The organism is Mucilaginibacter puniceus (genome assembly GCF_054783175.1).
On the sequence record NZ_BAAGRB010000001.1, the window covers coordinates 1,178,748 to 1,204,565 of the forward strand.

General features: G+C 40.4%; 25 protein-coding genes and 1 pseudogene. 14 read left to right on the forward strand and 12 right to left on the reverse strand.

The genetic code is table 11. The features are described from left to right. Positions 1 to 6 precede the first annotated feature (6 nt). From ACYVJ6_RS05655 to ACYVJ6_RS05695, 9 genes are all read right to left on the reverse strand, one after another. Positions 7 to 501, reverse strand: a complete 495-nt coding sequence (locus ACYVJ6_RS05655) for a c-type cytochrome (RefSeq protein ID WP_460693054.1) — start codon at positions 499 to 501, stop codon at positions 7 to 9. A 181-nt stretch (positions 502 to 682) separates the two neighbouring features. Next, the gene (locus ACYVJ6_RS05660) at positions 683 to 1,111 is read right to left on the reverse strand and encodes an RrF2 family transcriptional regulator (protein ID WP_460693055.1); all 429 of its coding nucleotides are present in this window, start codon (positions 1,109 to 1,111) and stop codon (positions 683 to 685) included. A gap of 43 nt (positions 1,112 to 1,154) precedes the next feature. After that, a complete protein-coding gene (gene ric, locus ACYVJ6_RS05665) occupies positions 1,155 to 2,078 on the reverse strand; it encodes an iron-sulfur cluster repair di-iron protein (protein WP_460693056.1) in 924 nt (307 codons plus the stop codon). Positions 2,079 to 2,221: 143 nt separating this feature from the next. After that, positions 2,222 to 4,774 carry an adenosylcobalamin-dependent ribonucleoside-diphosphate reductase gene (locus tag ACYVJ6_RS05670; protein ID WP_460693057.1) on the reverse strand — a complete coding sequence of 851 codons (2,553 nt, stop codon included), beginning with the start codon at positions 4,772 to 4,774 and terminating at the stop codon, positions 2,222 to 2,224. A gap of 105 nt (positions 4,775 to 4,879) precedes the next feature. Beyond that, positions 4,880 to 6,064 carry a hypothetical protein gene (locus tag ACYVJ6_RS05675; RefSeq protein ID WP_460693058.1) on the reverse strand — a complete coding sequence of 395 codons (1,185 nt, stop codon included), beginning with the start codon at positions 6,062 to 6,064 and terminating at the stop codon, positions 4,880 to 4,882. After that, positions 6,064 to 6,396 (reverse strand): metal-sulfur cluster assembly factor, encoded by a 333-nt coding sequence (locus tag ACYVJ6_RS05680; protein ID WP_460693059.1) that lies wholly within the window; start codon positions 6,394 to 6,396, stop codon positions 6,064 to 6,066. The genes ACYVJ6_RS05675 and ACYVJ6_RS05680 overlap by 1 nt, the downstream gene beginning before the upstream one ends. After that, entirely contained in the window at positions 6,383 to 7,669 is a 1,287-nt protein-coding gene (locus ACYVJ6_RS05685) for a cytochrome C oxidase subunit I (RefSeq protein WP_460693060.1), read from the reverse strand. Before ACYVJ6_RS05685 ends, ACYVJ6_RS05680 begins: the two co-directional genes overlap by 14 nt. Next, complete coding sequence (locus tag ACYVJ6_RS05690; protein WP_460693061.1) at positions 7,666 to 8,487, reverse strand: DUF2249 domain-containing protein; 822 nt, start codon at positions 8,485 to 8,487, stop codon at positions 7,666 to 7,668. The genes ACYVJ6_RS05685 and ACYVJ6_RS05690 overlap by 4 nt, the downstream gene beginning before the upstream one ends. A gap of 134 nt (positions 8,488 to 8,621) precedes the next feature. Beyond that, positions 8,622 to 10,094 carry an MFS transporter gene (locus ACYVJ6_RS05695; RefSeq protein ID WP_460693062.1) on the reverse strand — a complete coding sequence of 491 codons (1,473 nt, stop codon included), beginning with the start codon at positions 10,092 to 10,094 and terminating at the stop codon, positions 8,622 to 8,624. Between the two features lie 79 nt (positions 10,095 to 10,173). Here ACYVJ6_RS05695 and ACYVJ6_RS05700 point away from each other — a divergent pair, with 79 nt between their 5' ends. The 6 genes from ACYVJ6_RS05700 to ACYVJ6_RS05725 are packed head-to-tail and all read left to right on the forward strand — an operon-like array spanning position 10,174 to position 16,149. Continuing rightward, positions 10,174 to 11,298 (forward strand): MFS transporter, encoded by a 1,125-nt coding sequence (locus ACYVJ6_RS05700; protein WP_460693063.1) that lies wholly within the window; start codon positions 10,174 to 10,176, stop codon positions 11,296 to 11,298. A 21-nt stretch (positions 11,299 to 11,319) separates the two neighbouring features. Further along, positions 11,320 to 13,536: a molybdopterin oxidoreductase family protein gene (locus ACYVJ6_RS05705; RefSeq protein ID WP_460693064.1), complete on the forward strand. Its 2,217-nt coding sequence runs from the start codon at positions 11,320 to 11,322 to the stop codon at positions 13,534 to 13,536. A 27-nt stretch (positions 13,537 to 13,563) separates the two neighbouring features. After that, positions 13,564 to 14,133 (forward strand): 4Fe-4S dicluster domain-containing protein, encoded by a 570-nt coding sequence (locus ACYVJ6_RS05710; protein ID WP_460693065.1) that lies wholly within the window; start codon positions 13,564 to 13,566, stop codon positions 14,131 to 14,133. A gap of 5 nt (positions 14,134 to 14,138) precedes the next feature. Next, a complete protein-coding gene (locus tag ACYVJ6_RS05715) occupies positions 14,139 to 14,675 on the forward strand; it encodes a QcrA and Rieske domain-containing protein (protein ID WP_460693066.1) in 537 nt (178 codons plus the stop codon). A 39-nt stretch (positions 14,676 to 14,714) separates the two neighbouring features. After that, positions 14,715 to 14,957 (forward strand): DUF6755 family protein, encoded by a 243-nt coding sequence (locus ACYVJ6_RS05720; protein WP_460693067.1) that lies wholly within the window; start codon positions 14,715 to 14,717, stop codon positions 14,955 to 14,957. Positions 14,958 to 14,988: 31 nt separating this feature from the next. Further along, positions 14,989 to 16,149 (forward strand): beta-ketoacyl-[acyl-carrier-protein] synthase family protein, encoded by a 1,161-nt coding sequence (locus tag ACYVJ6_RS05725; RefSeq protein WP_460693068.1) that lies wholly within the window; start codon positions 14,989 to 14,991, stop codon positions 16,147 to 16,149. Positions 16,150 to 16,225: 76 nt separating this feature from the next. Here ACYVJ6_RS05725 and ACYVJ6_RS05730 read toward each other — a convergent pair whose 3' ends face one another. Continuing rightward, positions 16,226 to 16,675, reverse strand: a complete 450-nt coding sequence (locus tag ACYVJ6_RS05730) for a pyridoxamine 5'-phosphate oxidase family protein (protein WP_460693069.1) — start codon at positions 16,673 to 16,675, stop codon at positions 16,226 to 16,228. Between the two features lie 122 nt (positions 16,676 to 16,797). Between ACYVJ6_RS05730 and queD the strand changes: the two genes are divergently transcribed. From queD to ACYVJ6_RS05750, 4 genes and pseudogenes are all read left to right on the forward strand, one after another. After that, on the forward strand, positions 16,798 to 17,154 hold the full coding sequence (queD, locus tag ACYVJ6_RS05735; protein WP_460693070.1) for a 6-carboxytetrahydropterin synthase QueD: 357 nt from the start codon (positions 16,798 to 16,800) through the stop codon (positions 17,152 to 17,154). Positions 17,155 to 17,258: 104 nt separating this feature from the next. Next, positions 17,259 to 17,483: pseudogene (locus tag ACYVJ6_RS05740) on the forward strand (heavy metal translocating P-type ATPase); the annotation flags it as partial. Positions 17,484 to 17,537: 54 nt separating this feature from the next. Continuing rightward, a complete protein-coding gene (locus ACYVJ6_RS05745; RefSeq protein ID WP_460693071.1) occupies positions 17,538 to 17,879 on the forward strand; it encodes a hypothetical protein in 342 nt (113 codons plus the stop codon). 64 nt (positions 17,880 to 17,943) lie between these two features. Beyond that, entirely contained in the window at positions 17,944 to 18,117 is a 174-nt protein-coding gene (locus ACYVJ6_RS05750; RefSeq protein WP_460693072.1) for a hypothetical protein, read from the forward strand. 403 nt (positions 18,118 to 18,520) lie between these two features. Here ACYVJ6_RS05750 and ACYVJ6_RS05755 read toward each other — a convergent pair whose 3' ends face one another. Beyond that, positions 18,521 to 20,488 (reverse strand): M1 family metallopeptidase, encoded by a 1,968-nt coding sequence (locus ACYVJ6_RS05755; RefSeq protein WP_460693073.1) that lies wholly within the window; start codon positions 20,486 to 20,488, stop codon positions 18,521 to 18,523. A gap of 145 nt (positions 20,489 to 20,633) precedes the next feature. On the opposite strand from ACYVJ6_RS05755, the gene ACYVJ6_RS05760 reads away from it, so the two are divergent. Both ACYVJ6_RS05760 and ACYVJ6_RS05765 read left to right on the forward strand, forming a co-directional pair. After that, complete coding sequence (locus ACYVJ6_RS05760) at positions 20,634 to 22,625, forward strand: thioredoxin domain-containing protein (protein WP_460693074.1); 1,992 nt, start codon at positions 20,634 to 20,636, stop codon at positions 22,623 to 22,625. Between the two features lie 70 nt (positions 22,626 to 22,695). After that, positions 22,696 to 23,193: an FKBP-type peptidyl-prolyl cis-trans isomerase gene (locus ACYVJ6_RS05765; RefSeq protein ID WP_460693075.1), complete on the forward strand. Its 498-nt coding sequence runs from the start codon at positions 22,696 to 22,698 to the stop codon at positions 23,191 to 23,193. Positions 23,194 to 23,228: 35 nt separating this feature from the next. Here the strand turns inward: ACYVJ6_RS05765 and ACYVJ6_RS05770 are convergent, their stop codons facing one another. Further along, positions 23,229 to 23,930, reverse strand: coding sequence for a hypothetical protein (locus tag ACYVJ6_RS05770; protein WP_460693076.1), 702 nt, complete (start codon positions 23,928 to 23,930; stop codon positions 23,229 to 23,231). A 99-nt stretch (positions 23,931 to 24,029) separates the two neighbouring features. Here ACYVJ6_RS05770 and ACYVJ6_RS05775 point away from each other — a divergent pair, with 99 nt between their 5' ends. Then, positions 24,030 to 24,596, forward strand: a complete 567-nt coding sequence (locus tag ACYVJ6_RS05775; protein WP_460693077.1) for an acyl-CoA thioesterase — start codon at positions 24,030 to 24,032, stop codon at positions 24,594 to 24,596. A gap of 121 nt (positions 24,597 to 24,717) precedes the next feature. Further along, positions 24,718 to 25,803 carry a fatty acid desaturase gene (locus tag ACYVJ6_RS05780; protein ID WP_460693078.1) on the forward strand — a complete coding sequence of 362 codons (1,086 nt, stop codon included), beginning with the start codon at positions 24,718 to 24,720 and terminating at the stop codon, positions 25,801 to 25,803. Positions 25,804 to 25,818: the final 15 nt, after the last annotated feature.

Here is a 25,818-nt window from a genome sequence, read left to right on the forward strand (position 1 = left end):
TTAAGGTTATTTACTATCATTTTGTCTAAGGTATTCCAGTAGCTGGCGCGTTTCATCATCCGTTACGTTCTGGAAAGTCATTTGCGTAAGGTGCTTTTCGAGCAATGCTTTGGCAATCGGATCTTTCTGTGTCATTTCAACCGGATTGGTGATCTGGTTCATGATCCATTCAGGGGTACGTCTTTTGGTGACATCCTTCAATCCCGGACCTACTATCTTCTGTTCTGTTACCTTATGGCATGCGGAGCATTTCGCATTAAAAATAGCCTTGCCCTTATCGGCCATTGCCGGATCTATCGCTTCAAGTTTAATGTCCTTGAATTTGCCGATACCTTTACTGTCACTTTTTGCTTCCGGATCAATATCCGCGGTCGCGGCAGCTGCTGCCGGCTCCGCTGAAGTTGACTCCGTCTCTGATCCGCCGTTGGACTGTCCGCAGGCAAACAAAAGGGTCATTCCCGCAAGCAAACCGGCAATAATTAAGGTTTTTGGATTTTTCATCTTGTTGATTTTTTAGTTGAGTTAAAATTATGGCTAATTCCGGGCCAGCCAGGTGACCGCTCTCAGTAATAAATATGATTTAAATCACATTTAATAACCAAATCTACTCTATTAATTACTTATTTTAAGATTTATATCGTATTAATAAAAGATGTCAAAGTCTTTTATTAATACAAATTTTTTATTTTAAAAAATACCCGTTCGCACCGAATCCTGATACCAGTTCGGCCACCGGTTTTTTACTAAATTCGTTCAATAAAAGTTCCCTGATGGGTTTGACCTGCTCATGCATCGGGCATGGCTGCGTTTCCGAGCAGCGTTCTAATCCGAGTACACAAGCTGAGAATAGACCGTTGCCATCGATCGCCCTGACAATGTCGATCAGGAAGAGCAAATGCCCGTTTTCAAGATAAAAGCCACCGGTCGGCCCTTTGGCCGATGAAAGTATCTTTTTACGAACCAGGGTTTGCAGTATCTTCCCGGTAAAATGCATGGGCGAACCGATCGCTTCTGCTACCTCTATAATGCCGACCTTTTCATTCTTTCTGCTTTTTAAAGCAACGTAGACGGTGGCCCGGATAGCATATTCACACGATTTGGATAGTATCATTTTCCTGGAATTGATTTACAAACCTAAAATATATATTTATCCTTTAAGATAATTCCTTTTCTAATTGAATAGCTTTCGGAAACAGGATATTACTTTCGAGGTGTACATGACGGTGAAGGTCGTTTTCATATTCTTCCAGCTTTTTGAATAGGATGGTATAGGAGCTACAAGCATCCGCCGGCAACTGGTAGTTAGCTGTTATCTTCCGTATGGTTTCAAAATCCCCGCCTACCTGCTCATGTTCGGAATCCATTACTTGTATCGGTTCTGAGATCTTTCCGAAGTTTGCTGAAGGTAGTAAAGCCCCGGAATTGTAAACCTGCGCAAGCTCTTTAATGAAAGGAAATAATAGTTTTTCCTCTTTGACCATGTGCAGGGTCAGGTCGTTCCCGATCCGTTCGAATATTTGAGCCACTTTGATAAGTTCAGGGTGTCTTTCTCCATGTACGCGGGCTACTTTTTGTGCGATTTCCAGGATAAACTGGGTATTCTCACGTACGTAACGGTGGTGGGTATTAATAATGTAGTCACTCAGGAAGCCAAGGTCCCAGTTTTGAAAATCATTCTCGCTATTGGTGGCGGCTTCACCTTCAACGGTAGCCAGTTGGCGTTCTACTTCTGCCGGGTCTATACCCTTTTTCTCGCAAACTTCCGCTATCGTCTTTTTACCGCCGCAACAAAAGTCAATGCCCATGTTTTTAAAAACCTGCGCCTTACGATAGTCCTTAGCCACGATCTCACCGATTGTTTCAGTGTTTTCCGCCTCGGTCTTTTTGGCAATCTTAACCTGCCATACTTGCGGGCCATTTTCCAGATAATCCCAATTAAATACCTGTCCTCTTTCAGCTAAAAGCTGATAGTATAACGGTTTAGGGTCATGGTCGTTGTGAATAATAAATGCCTCGCCGGCCAATAGGGAATCGAACTTGTCAAAGATCGTAGGATGTTTAAACCGCGGTTCGATCACGGTTACGTCTAAAATGTCTAATACTTCCATTTTTTTAAGTGTTAAATAATAAAAGACAAATTTATCTTTTATTATTTAATAAAAAAGTGACGCGCGTCACTTTTAAGTAATATTCCAGATCACAATAAAATTTATTTTAGAAATCACCCGCATTTAGAAGATCCGCAATCTTTACAGGTCAGACACCCTTCTTGGTATTGCAGGTTGGTTGAGTTGCAGTTTTGACATTGCTGTTTCTTTGCTTCGGTGCCATCAGGTATATATTTTTTCAAGGCACGAGCAACGCCGTTTTTCCAGGTATTGATCGCTTCGTCAAGCTGTAGGCTACCTACCAGGTCTACTACCTTTTCGATCGGCATGCCATGGCGCAAGGTGCCGGAAATCAGTTTGGCATAGTTCCAGTATTCCGGGTTGAACTTGTAGGAAAGCCCTTCGATTGTAGTTTTGTGGCCGTATCGGTTCTGGTACTGAAAATCATAGCGGGAAATGCCATCGCCGTCTTTGTTCTTGATGATCAGACCGTCATTCACCCACCGCGGGATGAGAATACCATCTTCATCATCGGAGAGGCCTGTAAAGATTTCGTAGGGTTTACTGTCAATTAACCCAATGAATGCGATCCATTTGTCCTTGTTGTTTTGGAATCGGACGATCTCCGCATCCAGTACCGGCGGCCTGTCAACCGGAAATGCTTTTTCTTCTTCCGCAGCATTTTCTGTTTTATCCTTCGTATTGGCGATAAGGACACCCGAACGTGAACCGTCACGATATACCGTGATGCCTTTACAGCCTGCTTTCCAGGCTGCCATATAAAGTTGCCCCACTATCTCTTCTGTGACATCCGCAGGCATATTAATCGTAACACTTATCGAGTGATCGACCCATTGCTGGATCTGTCCCTGCATCTCTACTTTCTTCAGGTAATCAACATCATTGGCAGTAGCTTTGTGATAAGGCGACAGCACCACTAATTCATCCAGTTCCTGCTGCGAATAATTCTTGTTAAGATCATGGCCGTTCACGGTCATCCACTGTTTAAAGCGATGATGAAAAACAACATATTCTTCCCATGAGTCGCCTACCTCATCCACAAAATCAACGCGTGCATCCTTATCACTTGGGTTAACTTTTCTTCTGCGTTTGTAAACGGGCATAAATACAGGCTCGATACCTGAACTGGTTTGCGACATCAGGCTTGTCGTACCAGTAGGGGCAATGGTGAGCAATGCAATATTTCGCCTGCCATGCGCCAACATTTCATCATAAAGCTGTGGATCTGCATCTTTCAAACGAAGTATGAAAGGGTTGTTTTTTTCACGGTCGGCATCAAATAGGGTAAAAGCACCTCTTTCTTTTGCTGTTGTTATAGACGCCCGGTAAGCTTCAATAGTAATGGTCTTATGTATCTGTACGGCAAACGCTGATCCTTTGTCACTCCCATAGCGCAAGCCCATCGCAGCCAGCATATCACCTTCGGCGGTAATGCCGATACCTGTCCTTCTGCCGTCGCGAGCTTTGGTACGGATATTTAGCCACAGGTTTGTTTCCGTACGTTTTAATTCCGTATCCTCCGGGTCCGCGGTGATCTTTTCGAGGATCGTGTCGATTTTTTCCAGTTCGAGGTCAATGATATCATCCATGATGCGCTGCGCCGCGTGGATATGTTTTTTGAATAGTTCCCAATTAAAAGCAGCTTTTTCGGTAAAAGGACGATCTACGTAACTAAACAGGTTAACAGCCAGTAAACGGCAGGAATCGTAGGGACACAAGGGTATCTCACCGCAGGGGTTGGTTGAAACGGTTTTATAGCCCAGGTCGGCATAACAATCGGGTAAGGATTCCCGGATAATCGTATCCCAAAATAACACGCCGGGCTCTGCCGAGCGCCAAGCATTATGAATGATCTTTTGCCATAAGCGTCGAGGGTCAATTTGCTTTTCATATTTCGGCGTAATACTATCCACAGGATATTGCTGTGAGTAGGCCGATCCGGATTCTACTGCTTTCATGAAAGCATCATCGATGCGTACGGATACATTAGCCCCGGTCACTTTGCCCTGTTCCATTTTAGCGTCTATAAAATCCTCCGCATCTGGATGCCTGATAGCTACAGAAAGCATCAGTGCGCCGCGCCTCCCGTCCTGGGCGACCTCTCGCGTGGAGTTAGAAAAACGTTCCATAAAAGGTACAATACCGGTGGAGGTAAGTGCTGAATTTTTGACAGGCGAGCCTTTCGGCCTGATATGCGACAGGTCGTGACCTACACCGCCCCGTCTTTTCATGAGTTGTACCTGTTCCTGGTCTATCTTAAATATGCCACCATAAGAATCGGCTTCGCCATCGTTCCCGATCACAAAGCAATTGGAAAGTGAAGCTACCTGGTAAGGATTACCAATACCCGTCATTGGACTGCCCTGCGGGATAATATACTTAAAGTCACGGATCAGTTCAAACACTTCTTCTGCCGATAAGGGATTAGGATAGTGCTGCTCTATCCGTGCGATCTCGTTGGCAATACGATGGTGCATGTCATTCGGAGTAGCTTCGTAAATATTGCCCCGGGAATCTTTTAGGGCGTATTTGTTTACCCACACTCTTGCTGCGAGTTCATCGCCTTTAAAATATTCCAGTGATCGCTGGTAGGCTTCTTCAGCTGTATAAACGGTAGTTTTTTTTTCGGAGTTGGCGACTTTCATTATAAGTATAGTAAAAAATGATCATTAAACAGAACGACTACAATAAAAGATAAATATATCTTTTATTGTTTACTAAAAAAGTGATTATCATCACATAATGGATATTTAGACGATACGTTGAACCTTAAAAAGCAGTAAAATACCAACTGGGATAAACGAAATGGAAAGTAAAAACAACAGGAACTGATAGCCCGGAATAAACACTAAAAACAGGGACAATACAGGCTGGATAAAGAGGAGACTGAGATAGACCACGACTAGGATGATATAAAGAATGTTCACGGTAGTAATTAGTTTACAGGATTTGATCAGACCTGTTCTGATAAATTGGCCGATTAGCAGTGGTATGAGAATTCCGAGGGTAAGCAAATGGATATAACCAATTATCAGGTTTCGGTTGAGAAAGGTCCAATTGCCTATAGCCGGAATACAGACAAATAACTGAAAAATACATTTGAGGGTTAGGGCTATGAGCGCGGCTTTTTCAAGAAAAGAAAGATGGCGCCAATGACTTTTGAAATAAAAACATAAAACCAGCCAGCTGACCAGGTTTAAACCTGCGCCAATACAAGCCAGTATCCACAGTCCATTACCGGGTTTACCCCATAAGGTGAAAATAAAATACAGCGGTATTGTAGAAAAGATAAAAATGTTTAGCCAACGGCCCTGATTTACAGTTGCGGGCCTAACCGGCAGAGCTGATGCCAATAGCCCCAGCACAGCCAATAACATAAACCCGTTCATTTGAAAATGCAGGTAAAGATAAATAGCATTATGGTAGTGCGGGCTATGTTGCAGCCCTACCGCGGCAAGTGGCCCTAAAGCGAAAGGCCCCAGCGCAGATAGGCAGAGCAAAATGAGGCTGCCTCGTATAATTTTAAAGGCTATCATATTCACGCTATCCTTTAATAAATTGCTTTTAAAGACTAGATAAGTAAAACAAAAGGTCACCAGTACAAACAGGGTCGAAAAACCAATGGAAACCAGTTTATAGCCTTGCCATGAAAAGCTGGCCAGCATACCATAGGCACTTACGAGTGCCAGGAGAAGTATCATTTTGAAGCCGGAACTTAATTTGCCGCCATTGCACAACGTGCCGATTAATAAGGCGATGGAAAAAAACATCCAGCCTGAAAAAGCAAAGTGTGAATGAGCGTGAATGATGAACTGGTAATCGAGTACGGGTACATCGTAAAGCTGCATGTAACGCAGCAGTACTCCGAAAATGCTCAGGACGATAAAATTGACGATTGCCCATCGGGGGTAATTCAGGGTGGAATACCATTTCATTACATGCCCAACAATCGTTTACCTTCATCGGATATATTGTCATAGGACCAAACCGGCTCCCAAACCAGTTCAACGGTGGCTGCATAACCATCATAATGGCCCTCGATACAATTTTTAACCGCGGATACAATGCTTTCGCCCATTGGGCAATACTGTGAAGATAAAGTCATTTCAACTTTAACCAGCTTTTTCGTGGCGTCTATTTCAATTCCGTAAACCAAACCCAGATCAATAATGTTGATATGCAGTTCCGGATCTATCACCAGCCGCAGCGTTTCCATCATTTGCTCTTTCAAAAATGAGAGCGGGTCGGTAATATCAAAGCTCGCCATAAGTTATAGTTTTATGAAATAGTACAATAAAGATGTTAGACAGGTACAGCATGGCGGTAACCATCAACGCAGCTATCCCAATATAGATAAGCGGCAGGAACAGCAGGTAGCAGCCGGGCATAAAAGTCAGGCAAAAAATCAGGTAGGACACGGTTTGTGCCTTTAGTAGGTTATCAGCAAAAAGGTCTGCGGGCATTGGGGTTTTGAACTTACCCGTCAGGTGTTCGTAGTGCTTTACCCAAACAATAAAAGGCAGTGTCTTGAAGGTTTGGCCCAATATTAACGCGGTGATCCAGCCCATTAGCATGAATTCACCATAGATCATCGAAAAGCGAATGGTAACTGGATTGTTTTTGAGGTGGAAGTAGATAATGAATGGAACAGTGAGCGTGGCGATTTTTAACAGGATAAAAGACAGGAAACTGTTCAGCATCGGCAAATCAATATGTTTTCTTAACCGCGACCGAAGGCATTTTAAAATGAATAAAAAATAGCAGGCTATCCCAACAGCCCCGATCGTAAATATCAAATAAGTCCTAAAACTGAGGCCGAAAAGATAAGAATCAACGAGGAAGTATAGCAACGCGCCGACGATGAGGTAATAGCTGAACGAGAGTAGTTTAGTGTTTTGATAGGAAGACACCAGGAACATAGGCACCAATTTTGTACTTACACCAATCAGCATCAGCAGGAACCATCCGATCAGTCCAAGGTGCGCATGAATTTTCAGAAAATGTAAATGATCCTGTGGAAATATAGGCAGGGTAAAATTAAATACTAAAGCCGCACCTAAAGCGACGGTGAGGCAAAGGCAGATACATGCGCTGAAAATAAAATCCTCCTGGATAGTCTCTTGTTTTTTCTTTTTCGCAGTCAAGTACACATTAACTGTAAATAAGCTGACGGCCAAAAGCAATAATATCGCCCCGCATTGCATATGTATACTAGGCACAAATACCCAAAATGAATAGACAAGGGCAATTAGTCCCGGCAGAAAGAGTGCGAAACTAATCCAGGCCAGCCTCTCGCTGTACAGGTCTGTTTCCAGCACAACAGGGATCAATTGGTAAGACGCACCAAGAATGATCATCGTTCCCCAACCCAGGGCTGCCATATGGGTAATAGCCAGAATTTGCGGATGAAAATAATGCCCGGTAAATGCTTTCACCGAAAATAACATCATCACCGTCAGGATTAAAAAGCAAAACGCGGCGGCCACATAATGGGTCACCACGATTTTATAAAGGCCAGGGTTCTGTTTGATCCCGCTCATTTTTTATAGATCAGCATGTTGATATCGGCAGGGCCTATTGTTTTAAAGACATAGGTCAATCCCTGTTTTTCCAACTCTGGGAGCAGGTATACCGGAATCTTTTTGTGATATACAAATAAGGCACTTCCTGAATTCAGGTTCGGAGTATGCTCCAGAATGGCCAGCATTGGTTTTGGCATTTCCAGGTTACGCACATCTATGTATTTAACGCTATCCTCATCAAAGCTTACCAGTATCTGATCAAATTGTTCATCATCGATCGTTGGTTCTGTTAAAGAAACAGTCACTGTCTTATCCAGGGCATTTGCTAATCTACTGAAATAAGTAACGACCATATTTGGATGGGTGTGTTCAACCCGGTAAGAAAACCCCTTGTCTGCTAACAAATGGATCAATGGCAGGGGCTCAAACGTATTGATGAGTTTTAGTCCCTGACCATCCTTAAGTTTCTTGACACTTGCCAAAATTTCTTTTAGGGGGTCTTTGTCTTGTGCTAATATGGGTCGTACATCGAGTTCGAAATAATTTAATGATTCTTGGAATGGTTTGATTAATACCTGTGGCATATTTTCTACTGGTGTCTCTTCCGCGATTTGGAACCCGATCTGTTTCATACTCAACATAAAATCAGCGATGTCGGTTTTTGAGATCTTGCAGGCATCGGCGATACTTATTCTTTTAACCAACAAATTGCGCAGTACTGGGTTTCTTAGTTTGGAAAATTTTTTGTTCAAACCAATCAGGGTATTGATCACTAGGTCACAGTCAACTTCGAGTAGTTGGCTAATTTTTGTTTGCGCGTTGATTGTGAGTTCCATGATACAAAAATGGACACGCGCAGGCGTTTAAAATATGATATAAATCATGTTATAGAATGATCTCAACGCAATAAAGTGGCAGGGAAACCTAATGCCAGATAAATAGCTTATAGTAAATAAGAATGTTATATTATTTACTTGACTGTACCGTTTCGCTTTTTTTCATCACTTGTAACTACCTGATGTCTCCAAATTATGCATATCAAAGAAAGAATACATATAAACATCCATGCACTGGTCCATAAGCCGGTGATACTCAATAAATAACCAAAAAGTATAGGACCTACAAAGCCACCCATACCACCAATCAAGCCCACCATACCACCCACCATGCCTATCTGATCAGGAAAATAATCAGGAATATGTTTAAAAACGGCAATGGTTCCAACTCCCCAGGTCATTCCTATTAGCATAATCAGACAAATAAATACCCACATATTGGCCTGAAAATATATGCGGGTGTTACCCTGAGCAAGCAATTGCTTTTTGGTTACCATATCTCCTGGTTTTACCAAAACTTCGTGCCAACTTTCTTTTGTGGGTAAAATCAGAATTTTTTTATCTGCATTTTCAAACTTATTAGTTTTTCCAATAATAGGATACGATTTATTATCAACCTGAATAGAGGATTTGGTTACAGCGATTACTTTACCGGGTTTTGTAGCCATTAACCCTGATCCTGGTGATGATATTTCCATACGCGGAACCATAAGTAAAAAACCTAAAATGATAGTAAAACTCAAGACCGCGAACATCACCTTTCTTGCACCGTATTTATCAGAAAGCCATCCCCCAACCGCCCTGAAAAGCGCTGTAGGAAGGCTAAAGCAGGCAGCAAAAAAGCCTGCCGTTATTAGATTAACCTGGTATACATTCATGAAATAAGGGACAAGCCATTGAGAAAAGGTAACAAAACAACCAAATACGAGAAAATAATAGAGGCCGAAACGCCATACTCTTATTTCCTTTAATGTAGATAATACTGCAGTAACGGATTTTCCGGAAGTTGCTGGCTTTTTATTGTCGGCAAAAAGCAAAAACAATAAACCTGTTGCCAGCAATATGGAAGCGTAAATAATGGGAAGCCACCTCCACCTTTCTGGATCGGCACCTCCATTTGTCAAACTATTCAATAAAGAAGGACCAAATATCAAAGTTAAGGCGGCTCCTACGCTACCTGCCCCAAAAATCCCTAAGGCCCGTCCCTGCCAATGTTTAGGGTACCAAACAGAAGTATATCCTACACCAACAGCAAAACTGGTTCCCGTAAAGCCAAATAGAAAACTCAAAACCAGAAACATAGTATAGTCGTTGGCCCTCGATAGTAAAAACATTGGAATTGAACAGAATATTAACAAGAAAACAAATACCCACTTTCCGCCAATTTTATCTGTCAGCATCCCTACAGGAAGCCTGAAAAGAGAACCCGTTAGAACAGGAATACCCAGCAGCCAGCCAATCTGAACCATATTCCATTCAAAAATTCCATTATCTGTGAGGTAGGTTACCAATACCCCGTTTAGCATCCAGGCAGAAAAACAAACGGTGAATGCCAGCGTATTTAAAAATAATATCTTGTGAGATTTAGAGCTTACAGTAATTTCCATTTATATGTTTTTAATAATACAATTGAGCTAAACTATTATTAAATTTGATGTAATAACATGATGTTAATCATTTTTTGAGATGACCATCATTATTAATAAATACTCCTTTGATGATATTTTTGTAACCTATTATAATGGTATGAAATTAAACATTGATAAAAAAGCATTAACAATTGCGGTAGTTCTATCCTTAGTTTTGACCATTACTGTATTTTATGGTTCTAGAGAACTGCAAAATTTTGATGCGGCTCTTATCGCTTATCTGTTCGGAACTGTATTCGCCTTTTTTGGAGTAGTTTACAGATACTCTGTCTGGCTTCAGCGTCCGCCCACCTGGATGTATTTTAAACGTGGCTGGCAATTTTTTTTTACGGGAGGTATCTTTTCTTACTTTGTTTTAATAGTTAAAGAAGGGGTACAGAATATTGCTTTTCAAAAATTCATTTATCCTCGCGGAAGAACAAGATGGATAGGACATTTTATGATGGCTTTCGGTTGTACGGCAGCCTTTGCTATTACTATTCCACTAACATTTGGCTGGATACATTTTACTATGGCACCCGGCAGCGGTGTTGATCCTGCATCAACGGCTGTTTATGAGGCGCATTTTTTCGGCTTTAACATGATGAATTTTGAGCTAGGTTCCATCATGGCCTTCCTGATTTTCCATGCCCTAAACTGGTGCTCATGGTTAGTTATTGCCGGTGTATTAATTTTCTTATATCGCAGGTTAACTAAAGGCGGACTCATTGCTACTCAGACATTTGAAGGAGATTTACTGCCGCTTATTATGCTTCTTGCCATCTCTGTTACCGGATTGGGCTTAACGTACGATTACGAATTCATGAAAGGTATTGCCTATGATTTTATGGCCGTGACTCACGCAATAACAGTTATTATTTTTTTAATCTGGATACCTTTCGGAAAGTTTTTTCACATCATACAACGGCCCGCCCAAATTGGCGCTCATATCTATAAACGCGAAGGGATGAAAAAAGGAATGGCTGTGTGCCCTCATACTAATAAAGAATTTGCTACTCAATTACACGTAGACGATTTAAAAATAGTTACCAAACAATTAGGATTTGATTTTACATTAGAAAATGGCAAATCTCATCTTGATTATAGTCCGGAAGGCAAACGATCAATCTTGGCCAAAGCTCATTTAAAAGCACGCCAAGAGAGTGGTAGTTTGTTTGGATAATAACCTTATTAATTAATTTTTATGGCATTACTTCCTGTATCTCCGGATAAGATTATCGAGCAATTTGGACCACACCTTAATTATCCCCCAAGGGAAGGATATGATGGACGTGATGAACCTGACAAAGTTGTTGAAACGCACTGCTGTTTTTGCGGAATGCAATGCGGTATCAAATTGCTAGTTAAAAGCAATAAAGTAGTAGGTTTTGAACCATGGATGGAATTTCCTTATAACGAGGGTCGTTTGTGTCCAAAAGGAGTACAGCGCTATCTTCAAAATAATCATCCGGACCGCCTTATGCAACCGCTTAAACGTGTTGAAGGTGCGGGTTTTAAACCAATCAACTGGGACGAAGCGATGGAAACAACCGTTTCCGAAATACAGCGAATACAAGAGAAATATGGTAAGGATGCTTTTTCTGTATTATCAGGGGTTTCATTAACCAATGAAAAAAGTTATTTGGTAGGAAAATTCGCCAGAGTAGCGTTAAAAACCAAAAATCTCGATTATAATGGTCGACTGTGTATGGTAAGCGCTGGGGCCGGTAACAAAAAAGCTTTTGGGCTTGACCGTGCATCTAATAACTATTCTGATCTTGAACATGCAGAAGTGATCATGGTGTGCGGAGCCAACATCAGTGAAACTTTCCCCACCCTTACCTGGTGGATATGGCGAGCCCGCGATAACGGAGCAAAATTAATTGTAATAGATCCCAGAATAATTCCACTGGCACGTACGGCAGATTTACATTTACCCATAAAACCGGGTACAGATTCGGCTTTATACGGTGCCATGCTTAAGTACATGGTAGATCATGATATGGTTGATCATGATTTCATTAATAATCATACTTCCGGTTTTGCCGAAGCCATAGAGGCCGTTAAAGATTATACGTTGGAATGGGCCGAGGAAATAACCGGAATTGAAAAGGAAAAAATAAAACAAGCCGCTGAACTGTGGGGCAAGGCAAATACTAGTTTTTTACTGCATGCCCGTGGAATAGAACATCATTCGAAAGGAGTAGACAATGTGCTGGGATGTATAAACCTGGTACTAGCAAGCGGACGAATAGGTAAACCTTACTGCGGTTATGGAACCATTACCGGGCAGGGAAACGGGCAAGGTGGAAGGGAACATGGGCACAAGTGTGATCAACTTCCGGGAAACAGAGACATAACAAACCCGGAACACCGAAAATATATAGCAGGTGTCTGGGGAATCCCTGAACCAGAACTACCGGGTAAAGGGCATACTGCCTATGAACTCATTGATGCTATCCACCGTGGTGAAGTGAAAGGATTACTATCTATCTGTTTTAATCCCCTGGTATCGCTTCCTAACAATAATTATGTAAGAGAAGCATTAGAGAAGCTTGAATTTTATGTAGTTATAGATTTTTTTCTGAATGAAACAGCCCGCCATGCAGATATAGTTTTGGCAGGTTCTTTACAGGAAGAAGAAGAGGGAACAGTGACTACGGCAGAAGGCCGTGTAGTACGAATAAGACAGGCGGTAACGCCACCCGGAGAGGCTCGTACAGATACTTCCATTATTTTAGAACTGGCAAAGCGCTTGGGAGCAGAAGATAAGTTTACCTATGAAAATAGTGAGGCGATTTTTAATGAGTTGAGAGTCGCATCAAAAGGAGGCACAGCCGATTACTATGGAATAACTTACAAAAAGGTAGAAGATAATATGGGCATTTTTTGGCCTTGTCCTTCAGAAGATCATCCCGGAACACCTCGTTTATGGGAAGATAAAAAGTTTGCAACTCCTGATGAAAGAGCTCACTTCAATCCGGTAAAATACCGCGATCCCGGAGAAATAACGGATGATCTGTATCCCATAGTATTAACTACGGGACGGGTAGTATCGCAGTATTTAAGCGGTACACAAACCAGAAGGATCGGTAAATTGGTAGAACAATACCCAGAACCTTTATTGGAGATTCATCCGGACCTTGCCGAAAAATATGGGATCCGTCAAAGAGAAATGGTTAAAGTGTCAACCCGTAGAGGAGAGGCGGAATTTCCAGCCAATATTGTGGAAACCATCCGTACAGATACCGTTTTTATTCCGTACCACTGGCCGGGCAAAAAATCTGCTAACCAACTTACATCGGGCACTTTAGACCCGGTTTCAAAAATACCAGAATTTAAAGTATGTGCGTGTAAATTAGAACCTTTAGGTGTGATAGTCCCTTTAATAGACGAAAACAAAGCATATGCAAGTGTTTAATTATCTATGAAATAAAAATAATTTATTATGCCTGTTACAAATTATAAAACGGATCTGGAGTTTTTTGTCGATATGCAACGCTGTATCGGCTGTAAGGCTTGTGAGGTAGCATGTGGAGAATGTGAAACCAATGGGCATGAGTCAATGATTCATGTAAATTATGTAGAACGTGCAGTTACCATCCAAACTACAGTACAGATTTGCATGCATTGTGATGATCCCGTTTGTGCAAATGTTTGTCCAGCTGACGCCATCAGCAAAGACGAGTTTGGAGTAGTGCATACGGCAAATACATCCAGATGTATTGGTTGCTCTAATTGTGTAGTAGCCTGTCCGTTCGGAGTTCCCATTAAAAGCGAGCCTTATGACATGATGATGAAATGCAACATGTGCTATGACCGTACAAGTGCTGGTAAAAAGCCAATGTGTGCCACCGTTTGCCCAAGTGGAGCACTCTATTATGGTACCCGCGAAGAGATAGCGAAAATGAGGCCGAACAGCACACCGATTAACACTTTTCAATTCGGACAAGAAACCGTTACCACGAAAGTGAATCTCATGATGCCAAAAGGAAGTACTTCTTTAAAAATAGATTGAATAATATGAATAACGATGATACTAACAATAAGCAATGGGAACGCGATTTCCCTGTACATGCACTTGAATCTAATCAGGTAAGCAGGCGCAATTTTGCAAAATTTCTGTGTCTGGTTTCCGGGGGAATGGCTACCGGGAGTGCTTATGTTGCCGTAAAAGCAAACTTTTTCCCGCCCGAAGAAGTTACCGGAGCACATTTGGTATGCAAACAGGATGAATTGCCTGTAGGTGGCACCAAGGCATTTGTATTAGAGGGCAGTAAAATTCCGTATATTTTAATTCGTCTGGAGAATAAAGAATGGAGGGCTTATGAGCAAAAGTGTACTCATTTGTCTTGTGCCGTATATTATAAGCCTCAAACCGGAAAGATCGAATGTCCTTGCCATAATGGTTGGTTTGATGCCATGACAGGTGAAGTATTGGCTGGTCCACCGCCAAGACCATTGCCTCAATTAGAAGTATTTATAAAGGGTGAAGAAGTCTTCGTCAAAGCGTTTACGAAGGCATCGCCAGAAGTTTTTTCGAAGGATAATAATATTTAAATTTTACATTACCAGGTCTTATTGCATAGAAACAATATTATGAGTAATTTTAGAGAAACACAGGACCAAGCCCACCCCAACAAAAAAGGAAACTTAATATTTAGTTTGATTCTTGTACTTATTTTGAATTTAAATATTCAAATTTGGCTTCTTTATACGGCTCTCAATAATGCGCTTAATGAAAATACGGACATCGCTTTTCCTGCCTTCATTGCTTCGTTCGTTCTTTTCCTGATTGGTTTTTTCTGGCTTTATTTTTTGCCAGGCAAAAACAGAAATTAGATTTCCACACCTTGATAAGGTATAATACTTAATGAATAATTTAAAAATCGCCATAACCGGCTGGGGTGGAATTTCTCCATTAGGTGTAGATAGCGAAACTGTTTGGGATAAATACCAGGACAACCAACATTACTGCAATAAAATAGAATTGCCTTGTGGAATAGAATGGTGCGCTCCACTTTCTGAAGAAGCCAAGGCGAAAATACTCGATATTAGTTCAGAAAGGTTGCAATACAAACAGTTAGATCGCAGTGTTTTATATGCGATGGCGGCATCGAGGATAGCTATTGAGCAAGCTGGATGGGGTGAAGATGCAGAATTTGGTATTAATATAGGCTCTTCCAGAGGTGCTACCGGTACTTTTGAAAAATATCACACTCAATTTATCGAAAGCGGTAAACGATTTGTTAATCCATTAACTTCTCCAACTACAACCCTGGGTAATATAGCCAGTTGGGTAGCTGCTGATTTAGGTGCAAAAGGCCCGGTTATTTCGCATTCAATTACTTGCTCAACCGCTTTACATTCAATGGCCAATGCAATAGTTTGGTTAAAATCAGGTTTTTGTTCCCGGTTTTTAGCAGGAGGGAGCGAGGCTCCTTTAACAGCTTTTACCATTGCACAAATGAAAGCCATTAAAATTTATTCATCATTGGATGATAAATATCCCTGCCGTTCTATGGATCTCAGTAAACTACATAATACGATGATTTTGGGTGAAGGAGCCGCCAGTTTTTGCCTTGAATTGAAATCCAGTCATTCACTTGCTCACATAACCGGACTTGGTTATGGTACAGAAAAAATTAGTAATGGGGTCTCCCTTTCTGTAGATGCATTATGTTTACAAAAATCCATGCAAATGGCACTCAAAGGACATGATTTAGAAAGTGTGGATGTAATTGTTCTACATTCTCCTGGTACAATTCAGGGAGATAATTTTGAAATGAATGCAATCAATGCGGTTTTTAGCCAAAGTAAGCCTCTTTTAACTAGTAACAAATGGAAAATTGGCCATACTTTTGGAGCTTCGGGGGCCCTAAGTATGGAAATGGCTTTACTTATGTTAAAGTATAATCAGTTTATTCAGCCGCCTTATTTGCCCCACCAATATTCAAACAGACCATTGAAAAAAATATTGATAAACGCAGTTGGCTTCGGAGGTAATGCAGTAAGTATTTTAATTGAAAAATAATTTTAGATACTGATCCGACTTAATCAGTTTTTAATCCGCGTTATTTTCATCAGTTTCCCTCACGTTTCATTCTTCTTTAATTACCTTTATTCCATTCAAGCTTCTTTCCAAAAATGAGCGTATTGTCTGTCATTTTAACCATTTCTAAAGCTATACACCACACATTTCCGGGTTTTGCAATGGCGAAAGGAAATGTTTTATGATAAATATCGCAAGGTTGAATTTGTCCAGGAGCGTTATATAATACTTTGCCTGAAAATTGTATTCCCTTGAGGCATAATAAATCTAATTTAGTTGGTAGGATTGTCCCAGCTATTTTGGAGTTTTTTGAAAGCAATTTTGAATGGAAAGACGTGTCCGAAGATTTAAAAAGCAGTAGATGTGTTTTTTCTTGAAAGACATAAAAACAATTGAAACAGTACGGAAAAGCAAATTCATCTACACAACAAATGGTGGCCACCTTATTTATTTTGATAAAATCAGATATTTTCTCTGGTATAATCCCTGACCCAATATTTGCTTGCATAAGCATTTTAATGATAATGTGTAAAATTCGATGATCTGTGTCTGTTATTCAATGATAATGATTAAATAATAATGTGATTTAAATCATTTTTATACATACCTATTTTGCACAGTTTTGACGCTATGATAATATATAAGCAGTTTACATTCGATTCGGCGCACTTTTTACCCAACGTGCCTGATGGGCATAAGTGTAGGGCCGTACACGGGCATACTTATAATTTCACTGTTTTTCTAGAGGACGATTTGATGGAAAAGCACGGGTGGGTGGTAGATTATGCTGATTTGAAAAATGCTATTCAACAGATAATTAAAATTATTGATCATCAACTTCTAAACAATATACCGGGGTTAGAGAATCCTACCAGCGAAATATTAGTTATATGGTTGTGGAATAAAATTAAACCTCTTCTTACATCGTTAAAAAGAATTGAATTGAAAGAAACTGCCTCTTCAGGAGTGATTTATGAAGGATATTGACGGACAGAAAAACATCAACTGGAATCTATTCTAAGCTATTTATAGCTGATTCATCAATGATTACCTTATTAGCCTTTGCGATGGAAAGATGGTAACGGTGATATCCCAAAGATATTGTCAGCCTGATATTGTTCGGTAAAGTAACCTGCCGGAAAATGATACAGAACCTGGCTTGGGCGACAGGCTATAACGTGGTTACATTGCCATTGGCAACCGGGGTGTTGTATAATCAGGGACTTTTACTAAGTCCTGCGATAGGGGCAGTATTGATGACAGTCAGTACGGTTGTGGTGGCCATAAACGCCGGATTGTTAAAGGTCAAAAACTGATAGGGAATGCGAAACATTTTAAAGCCCGCTCAAAAAAATTAATATATTTGTTTAATGAAGTATATAGCAATATTGCTTATTGGTTGTGTGTTATTCCTGTCCACTTTTCCGGGGATGGCAAACACTGCATCCAATTCTGCAAAAATGGATTGCTGCAAAAAACTGGCCGGTAAGGATACTTGTCATCATAACCCTGCTAAAGATGAGGCCGGTGGTTCCGAAAAACCGGGCTGTACCATGCTATTTTCCTGTAGTATTTGCGGGTTTATCCCTGTTTGTACATTAAGATTACAATCAAACGTTTCATTGATGCTTAGGAAACCAGTTTCTCTTTATATAACCGGTAATTTATCCGATTACCATAAAACTAACTGGAAACCGCCGAAAGCCTGTTAAATAATCTCCGGACAGCCTAAACCGTTCAATAGAAATATTATTTAACTTTTTAAAAAAATCAAAAATGAAAAAGATAATGTTAAGCATACTGGCAATCGCGTTTGCCGCAACTTCTGTAATGGCAAATGTTACTGCACCTGTTAAAAAAGCAAAATCAAAGCAGGCTACCTGTACCAGTTGCCCTAAAGGACAGACATGTGCAAAGACTACCTGTACTAAAGCAGATTGCTGCAAGTAACCCGCATCAATTATAATGAAAAGCCCCTTGCCAATCGGCGAGGGGCTTTTTTTGTGAGTAAATTTGAAGAAAATAAATATCCTTATAACTGGTTCAAAGTATCATTTTAACATTAAATTCTTATATTTGTATAGTCGATAGGGCGTGTTACCTATGTAACTACCTCAAACGACGAAAACTTTATAATTCATTGATTATCAGTCGATAGTAAAGATAGGTTCGAGCCCAGGTGGGCGCACTTCAAAAAAAGCCGTTTCTAATTAAAGAAACGGCTTTTTTTTATTATGACTCAGACTATATATTGCTACTTGCCCAAAGAATAATTTATCCCAAAATTATAAGAAGTAAGCACTATCGCGCCTGCAGCAGCATAATCGTGTATTTTAAAATTACAGAACATAGATTATTTCGCAGTGTAAACATTGTTTTTCAAATCAATATCCGGCAGTTCGTGGTCAGGGTCAAGCACGATAGATGTAATAGTTGATGTTGACGGATATTTAAAGGTCCAGGTACCATTACGCTGCCAAATATTTACCGGCAGATGTATGGTTTCTGTTTTGCCATTTTGCTGAGTAATTTTCAAGTCAACCGGCATAGCCATTTTTTCTTTATTAACCAAGGTGATCAACGCGCCATTTTCAGGGCGGTTGCTTACATATTTCACATCCTGTACGGCCTGGTCTATTTTCCAGGTAGTAAAAAACCACGATTTAAAAAACCAGTTCAAATCTTCGCCGGCGGCATCATTCATCGCCCTAAAAAAATCATAAGGTAAGGGGTGTTTAAATGCCCAGTTGTCAATATATTGTTTAAAAGCATAATCAAAACGATCTGGCCCAAGCACTACATTGCGCAGCATATTTAAACCCAGAGCCGTTTTATTATAATATTGCCCATAATCATTCAGGCCAATAGCTTCTGATGCGGTCATTAATGGATCCTTGCTATTTTTAAACCCCCTTAATATGCTTTGCGCTTTTTTAGCGGTATCGGCATACTCGCCATTATTAAATTCACGTGAGGCATGTTCATTAATAAAGGTGTTAAAACCTTCGTCCTGCCACATGTATTTGCGCTCGTTTGAGCCTACTATCATGGGGAACCAGTTATGGCCTATCTCGTGGGTTACATCGCCCCATAAGCGGCTGCCTTTATAATTACTCAGGCAAAATATAATGCCCGGGTATTCCATACCCAATGCTACGCCCGATACGTTTACAGCCGAGTTCCATGGATATTCAAAATAAGCTTTGGAGTATATTTCCATACTATGTTTTAAATACTCAGTCGAACGGCCCCAGGCATCATTACCCGCGCTTTCACGTGGGTAGGCTGATATAGCAATGCCTTTACGTCCCGATGGAAAATTAACCCTTGCAGCGTCCATAATAAACGCTGTTGACGCGGCCCAAGCTACATCGCGGGTATTTTGCATTTTAAAGTGCCAGGTTAATGTACCTTTAGCGGGACGGGTATCCGGTTTACCAACTTCATCAGGTGTAATAACCATTACTGTTTTATCGCTGTTACGGGCATTGTTTAAACGGCTTTGTTGGATAGGTGTAAGTACTTCCGCACCATTTTGCAAATCTCCTGAACCCACAACTACCATGTTTGCAGGGGCAGTTATGTAATAATCAAAATCGCCATACTCCAGGTAAAACTCACCTAAACCCATGTACGGTAAAGTGTTCCATCCTTCTACATCATCATACACACACATGCGCGGGTACCATTGGGCAATTTCATAGACATAACCTTGTTGGAATTTTTTGCGTCCCATACGGTCGGCACCATAAAAAGGGATAGAGAAACTATAGTTTATTTTTAGCTGTATTTTATCTCCCTTGGCAGTCATTGGTGTTTTTAAACGCACCTGCATACGCGCATCGGTAATTACCGGGGTAACGGTATAGGTTTGATTTTTATAGGTGATTGATACAGAAGCAATTTTATACCCGCCTTGCGTATACCCTTTTACATCAAAGCGGTCGCCGGTGTATGGGGTGGTAGCACCGCCGCGCGAATCGGGTTTAAATAAGTTTTGATCCAACTGCAGCCATAAATAATTCAATTCGTCAGGACTATTGTTGGTGTAGGTAATGCCAACTTCGCCGGTTATGGTGGTGTCTTGTTGAGCTTCATTAAGCGTAGCACGAATTTGATAATCTGCACGGTTTTGCCAATAGGCTGCTCCGGGCTTGCCACTTGCCGAGCGGGTATTACCACTGGTAACAGGCCAGGTTATAGGGCCAAAAAGGTCCTGATGATCGTAAGTTGTATTTTCAGTTGCAGTTTGTGCAAACGTAGTAGGTGCCATAGCCAGCAAACTGCACGCCAATAGCAGGTAATTTTTTATTGAAGACATGTAATTCAGTTAATTAATGAAGCAAAGAAACGAAATATATTTTTGATTTGAATAATTGTAGACCTACACCTGAAGGTCATAATCAAAACTTTTCACGCTCAAATAACTTTAAATTAAAATGCTTATTGCAATTTAGCACTTCATTATGAATAAACTCGCCAACTCTTCCTCACCATATTTATTGCAGCACGCCAACAACCCGGTTAACTGGTACCCATGGGGTGCCGAAGCTTTGCAAAAAGCAAAAGACGAAAATAAACTGATATTAGTAAGTATCGGCTATTCGGCTTGCCATTGGTGCCATGTAATGGAACATGAAAGTTTTGAGGATGAGAGTGTAGCCGCTGTAATGAATGAATATTTCGTCTGTATAAAGGTTGACCGCGAAGAGCGCCCCGATGTTGACCAGATATATATGAGCGCCGTACAGCTAATGAGCGGCCGCGGCGGATGGCCGCTAAATTGTATTTGCCTGCCCGATCAACGGCCTATATATGGCGGAACCTATTTTCGCAAAAATGATTGGAGCAGCCTTTTATTTAACCTGGCTGACTTTTATAAAAATAAGCCCGAAGAAGCAGAAGAATATGCAGTGCGCTTAACCGATGGTATTCAAAAGTATGAAACACTTGACCTGGTTGAAGAGCACCAGGAATATGATAACGAAACCTTAAAGCCAATTATTGATAACTGGAAGAAGTATCTTGACAGGATAGAGGGTGGCTTAGGCAATGCGCCAAAGTTCCCGATGCCTAATAACTGGCAGTTTTTAATACGCTACGCGCATTTATTTAAGGATGATGAAATTGCCGCTCTGGCTAAGCTAACCCTGCAAAAAATGGCCTATGGCGGCATTTATGACCATATAGGCGGCGGATTTGCCCGATACGCCGTTGATGGTGTTTGGCACGTACCGCATTTTGAAAAAATGCTGTATGATAACGCTCAGCTGATCAGTTTATATGCCGAAGCTTATACCTGGAACGCAGATAATTTATATCAGCAAGTAGTTAACGAAACTATTAAATTTTCAGTGGGGGAATTATTATCGCCCGCGGGTGGCTTTTATTCGGCATTAGATGCAGATAGCGAAGGCGTAGAGGGCAAGTTTTACGTGTTTAGCAAAGGCGAGATAGAAAGTATTTTAGGTAATGATGCTAATCTGTTTAATAGGTACTACCATGTCACCTCACGGGGTAACTGGGAAGAGGAACACACCAATGTATTTTTCAGGCGTGAAACTGATGAGCAGTTAGCAGAGCAATTAAATATACCGGTAGCTGATCTGCAAGGAAAAATAAAATCGGCCAAAGCAAAATTATTTGATGCCCGCAGTAAACGTATCCGCCCGGGGTTAGATAACAAAATATTAGCCTCGTGGAATGGCTTGATGTTGAAAGGGTTGTGCGATGCTTATCGCGCTTTTAATAGCGAGGAGTACCTTAACCTGGCTTTAAAAAATGCCAATTTTATTATTGATAATCTGGTTAGCAATGGACGTGTAACACGCGTTTATAAGGCCGATAACAAGGTGGCTTTTTTAGATGATTATGCCAATATTATTGATGGTTTAATTGCTTTGTACGAAGTGACTTTTGACGAACAATGGTTACAGCAAGCTATCCAATTAACGGATAATGCCATCGCCCATTATTACGATGCAGCCAACGGGTTATTTTATTACACCGCCGACGATGATGAGCAATTAATAGCCCGAAAATCTGAAATTATGGATGGGGTTACACCCGCGTCAAACTCGGCTATGGCGCGCAATTTGAAAAAAATGGGTTTGTTGTTTGATAAAGAAGAGTACATTGAAATATCAGCACAATTGCTTCGTAATGTAATGCCTTTTATGGCGAAGTATGCGTCGGCTTATTCAAACTGGGCCATGTTGTTGCTTGATGAGATTGTGGGAGTTAATGAAGTAGCCATTACAGGAGATAATTTTGAAAACTATCGTATCCATATAGAAAATAGTTACATCCCTAATAAAATAATGTTGGGAGGTAAAAAAGGAAGTTTACCTTTGCTGCTCAACAGGTTTGGTAACAGTACGCAAATATTTGTGTGTAAAAATAAAACCTGCGGATTACCCGTTACTAATATTGCAGACGCTTTAAAACAAATTGAATAACACAATACTTAAATATATAACAATGTGCCGAAGGGTGCTAATTAATTAACCAAAAAAGAATAAAAATTCAATGAAGATTGCACCAAACCATGTAGTATCATTAACTTATGATCTATATTCTCCCAAAGACGGTACAGAAGCATTAGTTGAAAGCGCAACACAGGAACAACCATTAACATTTTTGTTTGGAGTGGGCCAGATGCTTCCAAAATTTGAAGAAAATTTAAGCACCTTATCAACAGGTGATAATTATGATTTTACCATATCAGCAGCTGATGGCTATGGCGAGGTTGACGAGAATGCTATTGCCAACCTACCTAAAGATATGTTTAATGGCGCTGATCTGCCTGAAATCGGCTCTATATTGCCTTTGCAGGATAACAATGGTAACCGTTTCCAGGGCCAGGTAGTATCAATTGCAGAAGATGCTGTAATTGTTGATCTGAACCACCCAATGGCAGGACAATCATTACATTTTAAAGGTGTGATATTGAACGTTAGGCCGGCAACTCCAGAGGAATTGTCGCACGGCCATGCACACGGGCCGGATGGACACCATAGTCACTAAAAATTTAAAACGCCTGGCAGCAATGCCGGGCGTTTTTAGTTCATATCAATGGTGTTGTTTTTTGTTATATAACAATATAGCGTAATCTGCGATGATATAGGCTCGCCGTTCAACGTAGCGGGAATAAATTTTTTATCTTCCTCAAATAATCGGTTAGGGCTAACATTTATTACCCAGTCAAAATCGTCGTCAAACGGTGTTTTAATATGAAATTTAAATTCGGCCAAACGCCCTCCCGGACTTATTAATAATTCCATTACCACATAATATATATCCAGATTCACTTCCCGCATATCACGCGGAAGTGTAAAGCATTTTAAATAAGGTAAATATCCATAATAACGCCCGCCAGGTTTCACTGGTTTGGTTAATAGGTCAGTATCTTTTACGGAAGCATCAAAGTCATATATCATATTTGAGTTTTCATCTTCCGCAGTTTCAAGTTGTAATGTATTGGTGTCATAATTATAACGTTGAATTGGCTGGCCCTGTTTATTAAAAAACTGCCATGTTCCGGTTTTTTTATCATCAGTGTATTTGCCGACGGCAATTGGTTTTTTTTTGTTGTAAAATGCCTGGTATATGCCTTGTTTAATTTCCCTGTCGGTTCCAATAATTGCGGTATATTTTTCGGTTACTTCAGGTGTTATTTTACGCGTGCGCTTAATTATATCCTGGGCAAAGCAATTTGATAGGGTTATTAGCGTCAATAAAAATGGTAGGGTAATTTTTATCATATAAAAGGCAATTTAACAATTATTACAACAGCTTATATGGTTAATTATTATTTGTAATGTGGTGTAATAGTTTATTTTTGAAGTTATAATTAGAGCATTATGCCAACACTTTCTGATCAATCAACCTATAAACCTGTTCGTTTTTCTGAAACAACCATAACCGAGTTAATGATACCATCCTACTCCAATTTTGGTGGGAAGATACATGGAGGAATTTTACTATCACTGATGGATAAGGTGGCCTATGTTTGTGCGGCTAAACACGCAGGTAATTATTGCGTAACCGCATCTATTGATACGGTTGATTTTTTGGAGCCTGTTGAGGTAGGAGAATTGGTATCATTATTAGCATCTGTAAATTATGTGGGTAAAACCTCGTTAATGGTAGGCATTAAAGTGATATCCGAAAACGTAAAAACCAACGTAGTAAAGCATACCAATACCAGTTACTTTACCATGGTGGCTAAAGACGATAACAACAAACCGGTACAAATACCGGGGTTGATATTGGAGAACAAAGACCAGGTGCGCCGTTTTATAGAGGCCCGCAGGCGAAAAGAGATCAAACAAAATTACAAGCAGGAACTTTCTGATATAGCCATTCCAGCGGATTTTGAACAGTGCAAACAACTTCTTGCAGATGAGCGATGCGTGGTATCATCCTAGAAATAACAGAAATATTTAAAAATTTTAATAAAAGATAAATTTTTTTAAAATTCAGGAAAAATACTTTTCTTAGATTTAAAGAGTTATATTGGGAGCAAATATGCTATATAAACCCTAATTAATGTCTTTTTTAAATAATGTATTGCATCCGCCGACTTATGGGTGGCAGGATGAAAATGGAGCTCTCTCCAAACCGACCCCAAGTCAAATTTTAAAAGAATTTTTTTCACGCTTAAATGTTTTTAAGGATAAAAAAAACTGGCTATCCTTTATGAGTTGGTTTTTGGTCCTGGCTTTAGCGCCATTTCTTTTTGTATTCATATTCAAATATTTTTCCATTAAACTATTTATAATTGCTTTTGTGTACAGCATGATCATCATGGGCACGCATGGCACTATTTGGCACCATAGGTATTGCACACATGGCGCCTATAAATTCACCAATAATTTTTGGCGATTTTTTACGCAAAATTTAACACTCAAGATCATCCCGGAAGAGATATATGCCATATCGCACCATGTGCATCATGCCTTATCCGATAAGCCCGGCGATCCATACAATGCAGGCGGCGGTTTTTTATACTGTTTTTTGGCGGATGTAAATCACCAGCCTATAGCGCGTGATATGAGCGAAAAAGATTATGCCAGTTGTGTTAAATTAATGAGGCATACCGGCGTAAATACCAATACTTATGCCCAGTATCAAACCTGGGGCACATTGGCTAATCCTGTACGTACCATTATCAGTGTTTTATTAAACTGGACATTTTGGTTTGTTGCGTTATATTTTTTAGGTGGGTTGGGCTTGGCATGTGCCGTATTTGGTTCGGCAGCTGTTTGGGCGGTTGGTGTGCGTACTTTTAATTACGAGGGCCATGGCAAAGGACAGGATAAGCGACGCGATGGTGTGGATTATAACAGGGATGATATGTCTATTAACCAGGTATGGCCGGGCATAGTAGCAGGCGAGTGGCATAATAATCACCATTTGTTCCCTACAAGCGCACGTTCTGGTTTTAAAGCTTTCCAGGTTGATAGCGCTTGGTACTATATAAAATTCATGAGTATGATAGGTGCTGTAAAATCATATAAAGACTCTAAAGCAGAATTTAATGAAAAATACTGTAAAGCCAATACGGTATGTGTGAAAAGTAAAGTAGAAATGCCCTTGCAGCAACATAGGTCTGAAATGTTGGTAACTAAATAGTGCAGTAATTTTACT

What these genes read in the sequence shown, in the direction of transcription:
- ACYVJ6_RS05725 (WP_460693068.1), top strand. Translation starts at nt 14,989, where the DNA reads ATGAATAATTTAAAAATCGCCATAACCGGCTGGGGTGGAATTTCTCCA.
- ACYVJ6_RS05760 (WP_460693074.1), top strand. Translation starts at nt 20,634, where the DNA reads ATGAATAAACTCGCCAACTCTTCCTCACCATATTTATTGCAGCACGCC.
- ACYVJ6_RS05755 (WP_460693073.1), bottom strand. Translation starts at nt 20,488, where the DNA reads ATGTCTTCAATAAAAAATTACCTGCTATTGGCGTGCAGTTTGCTGGCT.
- ACYVJ6_RS05780 (WP_460693078.1), top strand. Translation starts at nt 24,718, where the DNA reads ATGTCTTTTTTAAATAATGTATTGCATCCGCCGACTTATGGGTGGCAG.
- ACYVJ6_RS05770 (WP_460693076.1), bottom strand. Translation starts at nt 23,930, where the DNA reads ATGATAAAAATTACCCTACCATTTTTATTGACGCTAATAACCCTATCA.
- ACYVJ6_RS05655 (WP_460693054.1), bottom strand. Translation starts at nt 501, where the DNA reads ATGAAAAATCCAAAAACCTTAATTATTGCCGGTTTGCTTGCGGGAATG.
- ACYVJ6_RS05750 (WP_460693072.1), top strand. Translation starts at nt 17,944, where the DNA reads ATGAAAAAGATAATGTTAAGCATACTGGCAATCGCGTTTGCCGCAACT.
- ACYVJ6_RS05765 (WP_460693075.1), top strand. Translation starts at nt 22,696, where the DNA reads ATGAAGATTGCACCAAACCATGTAGTATCATTAACTTATGATCTATAT.
- ACYVJ6_RS05775 (WP_460693077.1), top strand. Translation starts at nt 24,030, where the DNA reads ATGCCAACACTTTCTGATCAATCAACCTATAAACCTGTTCGTTTTTCT.
- ACYVJ6_RS05720 (WP_460693067.1), top strand. Translation starts at nt 14,715, where the DNA reads ATGAGTAATTTTAGAGAAACACAGGACCAAGCCCACCCCAACAAAAAA.
- ACYVJ6_RS05695 (WP_460693062.1), bottom strand. Translation starts at nt 10,094, where the DNA reads ATGGAAATTACTGTAAGCTCTAAATCTCACAAGATATTATTTTTAAAT.
- ACYVJ6_RS05715 (WP_460693066.1), top strand. Translation starts at nt 14,139, where the DNA reads ATGAATAACGATGATACTAACAATAAGCAATGGGAACGCGATTTCCCT.
- ACYVJ6_RS05690 (WP_460693061.1), bottom strand. Translation starts at nt 8,487, where the DNA reads ATGGAACTCACAATCAACGCGCAAACAAAAATTAGCCAACTACTCGAA.
- ACYVJ6_RS05660 (WP_460693055.1), bottom strand. Translation starts at nt 1,111, where the DNA reads ATGATACTATCCAAATCGTGTGAATATGCTATCCGGGCCACCGTCTAC.
- ACYVJ6_RS05710 (WP_460693065.1), top strand. Translation starts at nt 13,564, where the DNA reads ATGCCTGTTACAAATTATAAAACGGATCTGGAGTTTTTTGTCGATATG.
- ACYVJ6_RS05680 (WP_460693059.1), bottom strand. Translation starts at nt 6,396, where the DNA reads ATGGCGAGCTTTGATATTACCGACCCGCTCTCATTTTTGAAAGAGCAA.
- ACYVJ6_RS05700 (WP_460693063.1), top strand. Translation starts at nt 10,174, where the DNA reads ATGACCATCATTATTAATAAATACTCCTTTGATGATATTTTTGTAACC.
- ACYVJ6_RS05675 (WP_460693058.1), bottom strand. Translation starts at nt 6,064, where the DNA reads ATGAAATGGTATTCCACCCTGAATTACCCCCGATGGGCAATCGTCAAT.
- ACYVJ6_RS05730 (WP_460693069.1), bottom strand. Translation starts at nt 16,675, where the DNA reads ATGCAAGCAAATATTGGGTCAGGGATTATACCAGAGAAAATATCTGAT.
- ACYVJ6_RS05670 (WP_460693057.1), bottom strand. Translation starts at nt 4,774, where the DNA reads ATGAAAGTCGCCAACTCCGAAAAAAAAACTACCGTTTATACAGCTGAA.
- ACYVJ6_RS05745 (WP_460693071.1), top strand. Translation starts at nt 17,538, where the DNA reads ATGAAGTATATAGCAATATTGCTTATTGGTTGTGTGTTATTCCTGTCC.
- ACYVJ6_RS05685 (WP_460693060.1), bottom strand. Translation starts at nt 7,669, where the DNA reads ATGAGCGGGATCAAACAGAACCCTGGCCTTTATAAAATCGTGGTGACC.
- ACYVJ6_RS05705 (WP_460693064.1), top strand. Translation starts at nt 11,320, where the DNA reads ATGGCATTACTTCCTGTATCTCCGGATAAGATTATCGAGCAATTTGGA.
- queD (WP_460693070.1), top strand. Translation starts at nt 16,798, where the DNA reads ATGATAATATATAAGCAGTTTACATTCGATTCGGCGCACTTTTTACCC.